Annotated in this window: 15 protein-coding genes and 2 other annotated features; of the genes, 1 reads left to right on the forward strand and 14 read right to left on the reverse strand. The window is 40.6% G+C overall.

Translation table 11 applies throughout. From position 1 onward, the window contains the following. Positions 1 to 275: 275 nt before the first annotated feature. Positions 276 to 1,037 (reverse strand): RNA methyltransferase, encoded by a 762-nt coding sequence (locus N8M93_RS15125; protein ID WP_261133191.1) that lies wholly within the window; start codon positions 1,035 to 1,037, stop codon positions 276 to 278. Between the two features lie 136 nt (positions 1,038 to 1,173). Between N8M93_RS15125 and sspI the strand changes: the two genes are divergently transcribed. Further along, positions 1,174 to 1,380 carry a small acid-soluble spore protein SspI gene (gene sspI, locus N8M93_RS15130; protein ID WP_261133193.1) on the forward strand — a complete coding sequence of 69 codons (207 nt, stop codon included), beginning with the start codon at positions 1,174 to 1,176 and terminating at the stop codon, positions 1,378 to 1,380. A 47-nt stretch (positions 1,381 to 1,427) separates the two neighbouring features. Here sspI and N8M93_RS15135 read toward each other — a convergent pair whose 3' ends face one another. From N8M93_RS15135 to nrdR, 13 genes are all read right to left on the reverse strand, one after another. Next, the gene (locus N8M93_RS15135) at positions 1,428 to 2,513 is read right to left on the reverse strand and encodes a M42 family metallopeptidase (RefSeq protein ID WP_261133195.1); all 1,086 of its coding nucleotides are present in this window, start codon (positions 2,511 to 2,513) and stop codon (positions 1,428 to 1,430) included. Between the two features lie 32 nt (positions 2,514 to 2,545). Continuing rightward, the gene (locus tag N8M93_RS15140; protein ID WP_314728291.1) at positions 2,546 to 3,046 is read right to left on the reverse strand and encodes a dUTP diphosphatase; all 501 of its coding nucleotides are present in this window, start codon (positions 3,044 to 3,046) and stop codon (positions 2,546 to 2,548) included. A 127-nt stretch (positions 3,047 to 3,173) separates the two neighbouring features. Next, complete coding sequence (locus N8M93_RS15145) at positions 3,174 to 3,746, reverse strand: TVP38/TMEM64 family protein (protein ID WP_261133196.1); 573 nt, start codon at positions 3,744 to 3,746, stop codon at positions 3,174 to 3,176. Positions 3,747 to 3,769: 23 nt separating this feature from the next. Next, the gene (locus tag N8M93_RS15150) at positions 3,770 to 4,057 is read right to left on the reverse strand and encodes a DUF1294 domain-containing protein (RefSeq protein WP_261133198.1); all 288 of its coding nucleotides are present in this window, start codon (positions 4,055 to 4,057) and stop codon (positions 3,770 to 3,772) included. Continuing rightward, complete coding sequence (locus N8M93_RS15155; protein ID WP_396125613.1) at positions 4,054 to 4,350, reverse strand: HNH endonuclease; 297 nt, start codon at positions 4,348 to 4,350, stop codon at positions 4,054 to 4,056. The genes N8M93_RS15150 and N8M93_RS15155 overlap by 4 nt, the downstream gene beginning before the upstream one ends. Positions 4,351 to 4,808: 458 nt before the next feature. After that, positions 4,809 to 5,168: a 50S ribosomal protein L20 gene (gene rplT, locus N8M93_RS15160; RefSeq protein WP_221566353.1), complete on the reverse strand. Its 360-nt coding sequence runs from the start codon at positions 5,166 to 5,168 to the stop codon at positions 4,809 to 4,811. A gap of 83 nt (positions 5,169 to 5,251) precedes the next feature. Continuing rightward, positions 5,252 to 5,440, reverse strand: coding sequence for a 50S ribosomal protein L35 (gene rpmI, locus N8M93_RS15165; RefSeq protein ID WP_225064171.1), 189 nt, complete (start codon positions 5,438 to 5,440; stop codon positions 5,252 to 5,254). A 68-nt stretch (positions 5,441 to 5,508) separates the two neighbouring features. Further along, positions 5,509 to 6,027 carry a translation initiation factor IF-3 gene (gene infC / locus N8M93_RS15170; RefSeq protein WP_261133319.1) on the reverse strand — a complete coding sequence of 173 codons (519 nt, stop codon included), beginning with the start codon at positions 6,025 to 6,027 and terminating at the stop codon, positions 5,509 to 5,511. Between the two features lie 76 nt (positions 6,028 to 6,103). Beyond that, positions 6,104 to 6,252, reverse strand: a sequence feature (ribosomal protein L20 leader region). 420 nt (positions 6,253 to 6,672) lie between these two features. Further along, positions 6,673 to 8,607 carry a threonine--tRNA ligase gene (gene thrS / locus N8M93_RS15175; protein WP_261133201.1) on the reverse strand — a complete coding sequence of 645 codons (1,935 nt, stop codon included), beginning with the start codon at positions 8,605 to 8,607 and terminating at the stop codon, positions 6,673 to 6,675. Between the two features lie 114 nt (positions 8,608 to 8,721). Further along, positions 8,722 to 8,941, reverse strand: a binding site (T-box leader). A 78-nt stretch (positions 8,942 to 9,019) separates the two neighbouring features. Then, positions 9,020 to 9,877: a sporulation protein YtxC gene (gene ytxC, locus N8M93_RS15180; protein WP_261133202.1), complete on the reverse strand. Its 858-nt coding sequence runs from the start codon at positions 9,875 to 9,877 to the stop codon at positions 9,020 to 9,022. Positions 9,878 to 10,289: 412 nt separating this feature from the next. Next, on the reverse strand, positions 10,290 to 11,228 hold the full coding sequence (gene dnaI, locus N8M93_RS15185) for a primosomal protein DnaI (protein WP_261133204.1): 939 nt from the start codon (positions 11,226 to 11,228) through the stop codon (positions 10,290 to 10,292). A gap of 12 nt (positions 11,229 to 11,240) precedes the next feature. Further along, positions 11,241 to 12,596, reverse strand: a complete 1,356-nt coding sequence (locus N8M93_RS15190; RefSeq protein WP_261133206.1) for a replication initiation and membrane attachment family protein — start codon at positions 12,594 to 12,596, stop codon at positions 11,241 to 11,243. Positions 12,597 to 12,660: 64 nt separating this feature from the next. Then, positions 12,661 to 13,122 (reverse strand): transcriptional regulator NrdR, encoded by a 462-nt coding sequence (nrdR, locus tag N8M93_RS15195; protein WP_221566360.1) that lies wholly within the window; start codon positions 13,120 to 13,122, stop codon positions 12,661 to 12,663. Positions 13,123 to 13,162 lie beyond the last annotated feature (40 nt).

Here is a 13,162-nt window from a genome sequence, read left to right on the forward strand (position 1 = left end):
ACCCTAATTAACAGCCAAAAACTGATAGCTGTTCACTTCATTATGTAACGGTTTCCCGGCACAATCTTAGCTCATCGAAAAATCGATCAGTGTTCGAAAGGCAACTCCGGAGTGAATTCCATCATATCTACCATAAGCACGCTCCCAGTCTCTGGCGTCCTCTCCCTGAATGGCGATCCTTGATGTACTACTTTCCATCATCGTTATTTATCAATGATTTAGTTAACTATACTGTATTATAAGGAATCAAAAACGTTCCTGCAACTATTATCGCCTTATTTATGTTCTTTTAGACCATATAACAATATACCGGCAGCTACTGCGACATTTAACGATTCCGCTTGCCCGTAAATCGGCACATAAAGGTTTTGATGAGACTTGGCTAAAAGGTCTTCATGCACCCCATTCGCCTCATTCCCTAAGAGCAGCGCATATCCGCTCGTATCTTTTATGGAAGTATACGGTACACCACCTTGGAGCGACGTACCGAATACTTTGATTCCGTTCTCTTTCAACCGAATAATCCATTCCGCTATATTTCCTTTTACAACCGGTAAGTGGAATACTGATCCCTGAGTCGATCGAAGTACCTTGCTATTGTAAAGGTCTACCGTTCCGTCACCCAGGATCACACCATTAGCGCCTGCACTGTCAGCTGTTCTTATGATCGTCCCTAAATTACCAGGGTCCTGGATTCCATCAAGCAATATATACGTGCCATCAAAAATGATTTGCATATCGTCATTTGACGCATGGACGATGGCGACTATGCCTTGCGGCGACTCGGTATCAGCCAGTTCTTCAATGACAGATGGAGCAACGATCCACGTTGTCACGTTCCCTGTATGCCAATCTGAAGGGATTCGAAATGATTCTTCAACGATCAAGTCCGTTACTTCCGCATTATGCAGTAATGCTTCTTCAACCAAGTGTGGACCTTCGATGATGAACGCCCCTGCTTTATCTCTGCCCTTTTTTCGTTTTAACTTTTTCCATTCCTTGACTCGTCCGTTTTTAGGCGATGTAATCCGGTTCATCTTTTTCATTCCTTAATTGAAAATAATAATGCTATTATACGTGATATTCATACATAATCCAATTCGAGTGGATAAAAACTATCCACATACAAATGCTATGTACATCATTCCTAAATGAAAATCAGAGGTGAAAAGTATGGATCTTAACTTAAGAAAAGCAGTTTTAGCAAACGTTTCTGGAAATAACCACGATGAATTAGAGAGTACAATCGTGGAAGCGATCAACAGCGGTGAGGAAAAGATGTTACCTGGTCTCGGTGTCCTTTTCGAAGTCATCTGGCAGAACTCAGATGAATCAGAAAAAAAGGAAATCCTCGAAATCCTTGCAGAAGGTCTTCAATAATACGAAGTTCCACAAAAAATAGGACTCCTCATGGGTCCTATTTTTGTTTAGAATTGTACGATCTGCTGGACTGTTTTTTCATCAAGACCTTTTACGAGTTCAACCATAAGCCGTACCGTATGATCATAATCATCCCTGTGGATCATGGATGCATGTGTATGCAGATAACGGGTGGCCATTGTAATAGATATGGCAGGAACCCCGTCATGAGTGATATGGATATTCCCGGCATCTGTTCCTCCGCCAGGTGTTGTATCAATCTGATAAGGGATGTTATTTTTTTCTGCTGTTTCAAGTACAAAGTCCCTTAATCCTTTATGGGAAATGGTTTTAGCATCATAAATAATGATCTGAGGACCTTCACCAAGCTTAGATAAGGCATCACGATCGGTAACCCCTGGGGTGTCCCCTGGAATCCCTGTATCGATTGCGAATGCAATGTCGGGTTTGATCATATTGGCTGTAGTCTTTGCTCCACGTAAACCGACTTCTTCCTGGACAGTACCTACACCATAAACCGTATTCGGGTGTTTGATTTTTTTCAATTGTTTCATCGTTTCAGCTACGATGGCACAACCAATCCGATTATCAAATGCTTTAGCCAGCAACATTTTAGGATTGCTCATAACTGTAAATTCAAAATACGGGATAACGGAATCTCCAGGTCTGACCCCGATTTCCAGGGCGTTCTCTTTATCGGTAGCGCCAATATCAATGTACATATCTTTGATAGGTACCGGCTTTTTCCTGGCTTCAGGGGTGAGAATATGAGGCGGTTTCGATCCAATGACACCGACCACATCACCATTCTTGGTTTTTATCGTCACACGCTGTGCAAGTAAGACTTGCCCCCACCAGCCGCCAACAGTTTGAAAACGCAAAAAGCCTTTATCATCGATGCGTGTGATCATGAAGCCGACTTCATCCAGATGACCTGCCAGCATGATGCTCGGACCATTTTTAGAACCTTGCTTTTTTGCGACCAAACTACCGAGATTATCAAAATAAACCTCATCCGCGTAAGGTTCGATGTATTTTTTCATCACTTCTCTCGGTTCTGATTCATCGCCAGGAATCCCTTTGGCATCCGTCAACTCTTTAAGCATAGTGAGTGTCTCATCTAAATTCTTCATGAAGAACCTCCTGATGTCTAATCGTGGTGTTATCAATACCCCTGATCTTGACGTGTGTGGTTCACCTTGTTCTTTGATAAATAAGCGTCTTGTATCTCTTCAATGGTAAAACCTAAAATTCGTCCGATCATCAGATAGTCTTCCATTAATTGATTGTAATTATTGATGTCTTCACGATTGTTTTTGAATGTGGCAACACTCTCATACACTTTCAAAAAGGCATTGATTGTTTCTCCCTCAAAGTTAGCCGGAATATGTACACGTTCTGGCACCTCGAATGGAAGGATCAATCCGATCGATAGCAAGAAATGAACGCCATCAACGTATTCTTCAAGAATGATATCTTTTGAGGAAGGTGGTTTCGAGCTCCAGAATTTGAAGCATCGGGTTTCATTCGCAAGCTCACCAATTTCCACAAGCAAAGCGAGAATTTTTTTATCCAATAAATCCGTGTTTTCCAATCCCCGTTCTGATTCAATACGGCGATCGAGTTCATTTTGCATCTTATACATTTGCTGTAAATTCAGGTCCATTATGTATCTCCTCTCCTACTGCTCCATCAAGTATACCAAGGATCTACACGGACCTTAAAGGATTCTGTTCATCAAAAAGTGCCGATATCCTCGTATAGAGAATTTCCGGCACTCGTTCGGGAAAAATTCATCTTGCGTCCGCAAAAAAGTCCTGCCATTTGTAAACCCATTCTTTTCGCCGTAAAACGTAGAACAACACAGCGAGAATACAGAGGATGCTGATCATCCAATGAAGCGTCAATTTGTTCAACCAGCTTCCAAACGAGGTATAGACGATTGCTAAAGGGACATTTGTGTATAAGGACAGCTTCGTATAATCTTTAAAATTCCTTGCGATTTCAATGATACATAATGAGATGAGATGAAAATGAAGAAATGGGACCAATCTTAAGATGGTGATTTGTCCGATTGATAATTCAGACCGTTTACCAAACCATCTTTCTTTCATGTGCATGACTTTGCTGAATGATTTCGGTAATGATTTTACAAGTGCATAAAAATAAACGCTCACCAACGTTACACCGATTATGGAGTAAATTGTACCGAACACTACCCCAAAAACAACACCGCCTAAAATACATATGAATCCGACTGGAATGAATAAGAATTGCCGTAAAATATGCAGGAATATAAACAGGATCGGGGCTAATGCACCACTTTTACCGAGCCAATGGATGAGTTCCATCGCATGCTGTTCCATTTACATCCCCCCCCATACTCAATTTATGTGATTGAGAATGTCATTAGACCTTTACCATTCACGGACAAGTAGATGTATAGGGCGATCTGCAGAATAATCAAAACAGGAATTCCAATACGAAAGGACGTGTGTTTCGTCTTATGGCGGAACAATTGCATGCCTGTAAAAATACCGATTGCCCCACCTATGAGGGATACAATCCATAAATGAACCTCAGAAACTCTCCATTTTTGTCTTTTCGCTTTTTGTTTATCGATAAACATGATGATAAGGCCGTAAAAATTGATTATTAGTACTAAATAGATGATCATTGTTTTCGTTTCCTTTTCTTATCATTGGACTTTTTCGTTAGTGGAATCACACTTGCAGGCTGCTTCCGGATCCACTTTACGTATTTGTGTATCTTCTCATTTGTGCGAAGAGATTTTAAATCTGGATAAAAAGTAGCAAGTTCTTCATTTGTGAAAAGAGCGTGAACCTGTTTATGGCATGGGATGCATAGATGGGCTATTTCACCGAATGTACCACCGTATTCCCGGGGCACAAGATGATGCTCCGTCGTAGTAACTTCTTGTCTGCCGCATAATTCACATATTGATGTCATATGCATCCTCCACTCATTCTTTAAGTAACTAATTAAAAGCGTACTTTAGATCCGCATTATTCACGATATCAAGGTAAAACCCGGCTTTGAGTACGTCAAAATCGGTTTTTTTGTGTTTTCATGTACTCAAAACTGGGCTATGAGTACATCAAAATCGGTTTTTCGGGTTTTCATGTACTCAAAACCGTGCTATGAGTACATCAAAATCGGTTTTTCGCGTTTTCATGTACTCAAAACCTCTACTCTCCGTCATATCAAAGAGATTATTTGGTTTGGCTCTTTTCTAAAAGATTGTTGCCTTTGAGTCATTTTAAAAACTCACCTTGTGCAAGTTGATTGGAGAGCAAGGTGCGAGACTCCTCGAAAATGAAAATCGCACTTTCTTCGTGCGATGTTGGTTTTATAAAATACTAATAAAATATAAAAAAGGCTGACTACGAATAGTCAACCCCTGTTATTTAACCTTTTAGGCTATCTTTTGCTTTGTTCGCTAGTTCTGCGAATGCTTTTTCATCAGTTACAGCAAGTTCAGCTAGCATCTTACGGTTAACGTCGATTCCAGCTTGCTTCAATCCGTGCATCATACGACTGTATGAAATTCCATTCATACGAGCTGCTGCGTTGATACGTGTGATCCATAATTTACGGAAATCACGTTTCTTTTGACGACGGTCACGGTACGCATAACGTAGTGATTTGAATACTTGTTGTTGAGCAACTTTAAATAATTTATGTTTCGCACCAAAATAACCTTTAGCAAGTTTTAAGACGCGTTTACGACGACGACGTGTTACATAGCCACCTTTTACTCTTGGCATTGTAATCCCTCCAGTATTTTTCAGTATTTATTATTGTTCAAAAAAGCAGGCGAACAGTGGCTTTTTGAACGGTTTATGACACTTTAGATCATGTCTTTGATACGCTTGTAGTCTCCACTGGACACAAGTGCAGATTTACGTAGCTTACGCTTTTGTTTTTGAGACTTGTTACGGAACATATGGCTAGTAAATGCGTGTGAACGCTTCAATTTGCCACTTCCAGTTTTCTTGAATCGTTTAGCAGTCCCTTTATGAGTTTTCATTTTAGGCATAGTAAAAGTTCCTCCTTTGGTTACTTGTTCGAAGAAATTCCGTTCATATTCGTTGTCCAATATGAAAGTTATTTGCTTTCAATCGGAGCAAGAATCAAGAACATACTTCGGCCTTCCATTTTAGGCTTGGATTCGATCGTACTAAGATCCTCACATTCCTTTGCCATACGCATGAGCACGTCACGTCCTAACTCGGAGTGAGTGATCGCACGTCCTCGGAAACGGATGGACGCTTTGACTTTGTTCCCTTTTTCAAGGAACTTTCTCGCGTTACGAAGCTTTGTGTTGAAATCGTGCTCTTCAATATTCGGGCTAAGACGAACTTCCTTCGTCGTAATTGTCTTTTGATTCTTACGAGCTTCTTTTTCTTTCTTCTGTTGCTCATAGCGATACTTGCCATAGTCCATGATTCTGCACACTGGCGGTTTCGCATTAGGGGCAACAAGAACAAGATCCAGATTTGCATTTGCTGCAATTTCAAGTGCTTCTTGACGAGATTTCACGCCAATTTGATCTCCATTGGCGCCAATTAGGCGAACTTCGCGAGCGCGAATGCCGTCGTTGACCATCATGTCCTTACTAATAATGAGCCACCTCCATCGAATTTTACAACCTAATCTTTTTCTTGTAAGTAAGGCAAATCTATTGTTGATATACTAAAAACAAATAGAAAAAGCGTCGGCGCATACCACACCCACACTGAAAGTTTCCGATATTGATCTTTAATTGATCATCGAAACTGGTTCATTGTACCTGTCAACTGTACATCTGTACGCCGATCAGGTGAGAAGCGGGTGCTTCTGCTTGTTTTACAAGAATATACGATTATATCACATTAGAATCATATCATCGATGTCGCACTGATGTCAAGCCATCTCGAGTGCTTCATTTCAACCTTTATAGCGTACCTGATTTCTCTGCAAAAATCAAGGTTTATTTTTCAAAATGCAACAGCTTCTTATTAATACAATAAGGTTGGATCATAAGATGCCTACCCTTTATTAGTGGACAGGAGAGACCTTATTCACCTAAAACCATTGATAAAAAGTCCATTTTCACACGAATAGCGGAACAGTTGTCCTCTGATTTTTGAAAATGCTGCTTTTTGTCTCAGATAACGGAACAGATGTCCTCTAATTTCGATCGTTCACCATCTGGACAATATGATATTAAAAAAAGCGACCCTGACATCAATTTTCATCGACGTTTCGGGTCAGCTCTTTTCATTATTATTAACTATGCTCAACCTCAGTTTTCAAACTATCTTTGAAGCTTTCTAGTGATACAGTTTCGGAATCCTGTTCACCGTACTTCCGTACGTTGACAGCATTCTTTTCGATCTCCTGGTCACCGACAACGAGCATGTAAGGAACTTTTTGCATTTGCGCCTCACGGATCTTGTAACCGATTTTTTCTTCACGGGAATCGACATCGACACGGATACCATTCGACTTCAGTTCTTCCTGTACTTTATATGCATAATCCATATGGACTGCAGAAACCGGGATTACTTTTGCCTGTACTGGTGCTAGCCAAGTCGGAAGCGCCCCTTTGTATTCTTCGATCAAGAAGGCGACAAAGCGTTCCATAGTCGATACGACTCCTCTGTGGATGACGACCGGACGATGATCCTGCCCATCGCTTCCTTTGTAAGTCAAATCGAAGCGCTCTGGTAAATGGAAGTCAAGCTGTACTGTTGAGAGTGTTTCCTCTTTTCCGAGTGCAGTCTTCACCTGGACATCCAGCTTTGGTCCATAAAATGCTGCTTCACCCTCCGCTTCGACATAATTCAGATCCATATCTTCCATTGTCTCTTTCAATAGTGCCTGGGCTTTCTCCCACATTTCATCATTATCGACATACTTTTCTTTATCAGCTGGATCACGATAAGACAGTCGGAACTTGTAGTCATTGATTCCGAAATCTTTGTATACCTTTTGGACAAGTTGGACGACACGGATAAACTCATCTTTCAACTGATCTGGTCTTACGAAAATATGGGCATCATTCAATGTCATTGAACGTACACGCTGTAACCCTGCGAGTGCCCCTGACATTTCATGGCGGTGCATGGTCCCGAGTTCCGCGATACGGACAGGCAGGTCACGATAACTGTGCATTGCATTTTTGTAAATCATCATATGATGCGGGCAATTCATCGGGCGAAGTACAAGCTGTTCGTTATCCATTTCAATAGGAGGATACATATCTTCTTGATAATGATCCCAGTGACCAGAGGTCTTGTAAAGTTCCACACTACCTAGGTGAGGAGTGTAGACATGGTCATAACCAAGCTTCACTTCAGTATCCACGATATAGCGTTCGATGACTCTTCGAATCGTGGCACCTTTCGGAAGCCAGATCGGCAGTCCCTGACCGACTTTTTGTGAAATCGCAAAAATCTCTAATTCTTTACCTAGTTTACGGTGGTCACGTTCCTTCGCTTCTTCGAGGAAATGCAGATGCTCTTCCAGCTCAGATTTCTTATTGAACGCAGTGCCATAAACTCGTTGGAGCATTTGATTGTCACTGTTACCTCTCCAATAAGCACCAGAGATATTCATCAATTTGAATACCTTCAATTTGCTTGTTTGCGGCACATGGACACCTCGACATAGATCGAAGAATTCTCCTTGATGATAGAAGGTGATTTTTTCACCTTCAGGAATCGCTTCTACCAGCTCAACTTTAAGATCGTCACCAAGATTTTCGTACCTGCTGATCGCCTCTTCACGGCTCACTTCTTCACGAGTGATTTCAAGGTTTTCATCAACGATTTTCTTCATTTCTTTTTCAATCTTAGGGAAGTCTTCTTCAGTCAGCCTGTGCTCCATGTCTATGTCATAATAAAAACCATTTTCGATTGTAGGCCCTACACCAAGCTTGATTTTTTGATCGGAAAAGACACGTTTGATCGCCTGTGCCATAAGATGCGCTGTACTATGACGAATGATTTCAAGACCTTCTTCAGAATCGGGCATGACAATTGTTATTGCTCCATCCTCTTCTATCGGTTGACGTAGATCAAGCAATTGATCATCAAGTACTCCAGCGATGGCTTTCTTTTTTAAACCAGGACTGATCGACGCAGCGATTTCTTCTGTTGTTACGCCTTTATCGAACTCCTTGACTGCTCCATCTGGAAAAGTAATTTTCACCTTTGACATGGTCATTCACACTCCTACTTTAATAAATACAAATATAAGTTAACTAGCCTTGCGCAAACTAGAAACAAATCTTTTTACCGTTAAAAATGGAATTAAAAAAACACCCATCCCTGGAAAAGGGACGAGTGTCTACTCGCGGTTCCACCCTCGTTCCGGCAGTCGTATACCGGCACTTGGAATCATTTAACGGTCATTTACCGTCAACGGTTACTGGAAGTTCTCCGTTGAAGTTCAGAGGTGGTAAGTGCTTTTTACTTGGTGAAGAGATTTCAGCAGATTCTCTTCTCTCTGGAAACCAGTATCAAAAGACTCATATCCTCATCGTTACTTTGGTATTGGTAATTGTTATGTAGTATTATATGCAGTCTACCAAAGAAAATCAAGCCTAAAAATACCAAAATATATATTTTTGTCACTTTACCGCAAATTTACGATTTGGAAGGATACGGACACGCTCTTGAAATACATTTTGAATGGTGCGGTTCATCGAATCATCATCCGAATCCGTATATAAATAAATTTTTTCTGGTGCAATCTCAATCAGCACCTTCAATAAATCAGAAGCGATTGCATCCAGATATGCCTTGGCTTTCCCGTTCACCAGCTGTTCCATATCAGTTTCCGTCAGTTCATAATAATGTTCATTATAAATTCTGAAACGTTCCCCCTCAAACTTCAGATGTACTGTTGAAAACAAAGAAACCCTTGACTTCACGAACTGCCTCAATTGATTGATGAAATCTTGATATTCCTGTTCAAATTTAAATTCATCAATTGCACATTCGATATATTTGGTTAAAAGTTCCCTGTAAGGTTTAAGGCGAAATTGTAAAAATGATTCATAAGAAAAGATCATTTCGGAATCAAAAAAATCCTCTAATGCATTGACGATCATATCTTCTCTCGGTGGGAACCCCTTGATTAATGGGATATTTTCAGTGTTACCTTCGATCAGGGACTGTGTGATGGATAAGATTTGAAGCTGCTCATCCTCATCCGTGAAATGAAATTCCGTTTCCAAAATCCTTAAAATCCAAGCATCTTCTCTAGTACGAATAATATGTTTCGCTAGAAAAAGTAATATGGTAGGTTTCAACATGTCACTAACCGGATCCCTTGGATCTAAATAAATGTCCAACGCATTCTCATCAGTATAGTGAATCTTTATGGGAGTCGACCGGTTGGGTATGTGCTGATTATTAAGTAATTTAGTAATTCTTTTAAACAAATAATGGCCTTCTTTTTCATCCAAGAAATGAATCGTAACCAACCTTAATCCTCCTTGTCCACAATCATTGTTACAATATATGAACGACAAGGGAGATTATTCTAAGGAATGACTTTTAAAATTGTTCTGCGTTCGTTGAAGACTCATGCTGATTCCGCTGGTTTCACATTTATTCAACTGAAAATTAATTATAACGGACATAGGAGAACTTATTTGTCCAAAACATTATGATTTTACAAAACTATCGGACATGAGAGACCTTATTTCGTAATTACCGTGGAAAATCAGTTGCTTTGTTCACAAATAGCGTCTCTGGTGTCCGTTAAAATTTGCATCAAAAAAGGAGACTGTCCAGATAAGTCAGCGTCAGTCCGAATTTGACAACATATTGTGGTGTTGATACGAGATGTTGTTAACGCGTCTGATACTTTACTTTTAAGACAGTCCCCTCAAACTATTTGTTTGTTCTTCTGTTTTCACCGCCGAGTGAGATCGGGGTGGTAAAGTGCTTGATCCGTTCCATGATCCGTTTCGCCTTTAATTGTTCAATCCCACCTTTTTGAGAATAGGAAAGATGCTCCTCAAGCTCTTCGTAATCGTAATTGGAGGTATAGCAAGTCGGCAGCTTTTCCATCATACGGTATTGGAGAATTGAACCCAATACTTCATCCCGGATCCAACTAGACATGGTTTCAGCACCGATATCATCAAGAACCAATACAGGTGCCTTTTTGATCACATCCAACTTTTCATCGACTGTTTGGTCGCCAATTGACGTTTTCATTTCCCTGAAAAAGTCAGGCGTATATACAAGAATCGTCTGGATGTTCCTCTTCGCAAGTGAGTTTGCAATTGCTCCCATGAGAAAGGTCTTCCCAACTCCGAATTGTCCATTGACATAGAGACCTTGGGATGAACCTTCTGGACTGGAGACAGCTTTTACAAACTCGGCTGCCTTCAGGGTCGCTTGATACCTCTCTGTGTCTTTCTTATCAAATTGCTCAAATGTTGCTGAGAGAATATCTTTCGGAATGAAATAGCTTTTTATCAACGATTGGAGATTTTCCAATTCATCCTGAGCAATTTTATTATGGCATCGGTTATACGTTACATCGATGATTTGACCGTTGATGAAAAGCTGGGGTTCATACCCTTTAAGCATATTTTGACAACGCTCTAAGTCAAGACAACCCTCACAATTTTTAGATCCTTCTACAAACTCCAATAATCTTGGAAGGCTCCTATCGATCATTTGATTCGTAATTTCCGGATGAGTCTGATGAAAGGCTTTCCAGTCGGGGTGCGCTAGTACCTTTTTCTTCACTTCAATCAATTCTTTTTCTACTTTCGGACGATCAGCAAAGCCTTTCATCGATTCTGATATTGATTTCACACTTTACACCCCCTATAGTCCTTTCAAATATTCTTCAAGCCATTTTTCATCTGTTTCTGAAACCGGTTGATTTTCTTTATCTGTTTTAGGTGAAGCCATCCACTTTGGAAGCTTGTCTTTTCTGACATTCTTTTGTTGGACTGGTCTTCCTGTCTTTGATTTCTGTTGTTTAAAGGATTGATAACTTTTATGTTCAGCTTTGGCAAGTTCCATCGCTTCTCTTACAGAAGAAATTTTCTTGCGCTTCCACTGACTTGCAATTTTTTCGACATGAGCGTGGATCAATTTCATATCATTCGTATTCAACACATAATCGATCAGGACATTTATGACACCTGCTGAAAGCTTCTGGTCGAACATGATTGAGTCGATCAACTTAAGATCGGCACTAGCAGCACGCCCCCCCTCGCTGTATTTTTCAAGCAATGCACGAGGGGATATCGTTTCAAACGTCTTAATCATCATTTCCTGGGGTGATAACTCTTCTTCATTTTTATCGACCGAAATTTCCTTTTGCCTGCGTTCACTAAGGCGTGGTAATTGACCCGGTTTTTCAATCTTATACCAGCGTTGCACCTCTTGCCTTAACGAGTACGGGGTAAGCTGTTCGTCCCTGAAGTAAGCTTGTTGTACGATACTGCTCATTTCCAACGGAGAAATTTGATAAATGAACGCAAGACGATGAATGGATTCCCGAATGCTTTCCGTTAACACCTCTGATGGTATGATAAAGCTGCTCAAGTCCCGTACAAGCGTATTGAAATCGAAGTCATCCTCTGAAAAGGCAGGAGCATTCCCTTCCATATCCTTCGCACGGTCATTTCTGGAAATGGACTGGTGGATCTCCGAGTCGGTCGCCGCTCTGATTTCGGATTCATGTAAAGAGGAAAATACATCGTTGAAACTGGCTGTAACCTCCTCGTATTCATCATGAGTTTCATTTGTGAGAATAAAACGGTTCCTGACATCAAGATACCTTTGTTTTCCCAAACGTCCATATAAATAGACACTCAAAACATCGTCCTGGAAAAACTGCTCCGGTTTTAATATCGGCTGTAATTCATAGATGAAAATGCGGTCATCTTCAATTCTTTTCCGATAGGTCTTCAATAATCCGATCGCCTCTAGCTTTTTCCGCTCTTCAAAGATCTGCTGCATATTCAATTGTGTCTGGTTCATCAATGTATGGTGTGAAGATGCTCCATTTAGGTTTTCGCTAAAGAGAGTCATATATAGACTATATGCTCTGGCACCTACCAATGGTTGATACAACAGTGTCACCATCTTCAATTCTTCAGCTTGTATCCGTCCACTGCTATACACTTGAAAGCGATCGACAGGAAGTAATTCTTTCCAATGATTTTCCATCTACTTCACCTTTTATCATTCATAATTGGTAAGTGAAAAAAGAGCTTATGTATATGTAAGCTCTTTACTCGTTCTCTCGTTTTATTAAATCTTTAAGTTCATCGATAAAGACATTGATGTCCTTGAATTGCCTATAAACGGATGCGAATCTTACATATGCTACTTCGTCAATCTTCGCCAGGTGGTCCATCACCCGTTCACCAATTTCTTTACTTTGGATTTCTGAAGAGCCATCATTGCGCAAATCTTTTTCAACCGTATTCACGACTTCTTCAAGAACCTCAAGTGGTACCGGCCGCTTTTCGCAAGCCTTGATCAATCCACGTAAAAGCTTGTCCCGGTTGAATTCTTCCCTTGTGCCTTCTTTTTTCACAACAACAAGAGGAATTTCTTCCACTGTTTCAAATGTGGTGAACCTGTAATTGCATTTTTCGCATTCTCTCCGTCTGCGAATCGAACGTCCGCCATGGACCGGGCGCGAATCTAACACCCTGGTACCGTTATGTTGACAATGTGGACAACGCATTTAACCAACCCCATATCGATAAACTTCGCTTTATATAATG

It is taken from the genome of Bacillus sp. Marseille-Q3570 (assembly GCF_946151055.1).
Classification (GTDB): Bacteria; Bacillota; Bacilli; order Bacillales; family Fictibacillaceae; genus Pseudalkalibacillus.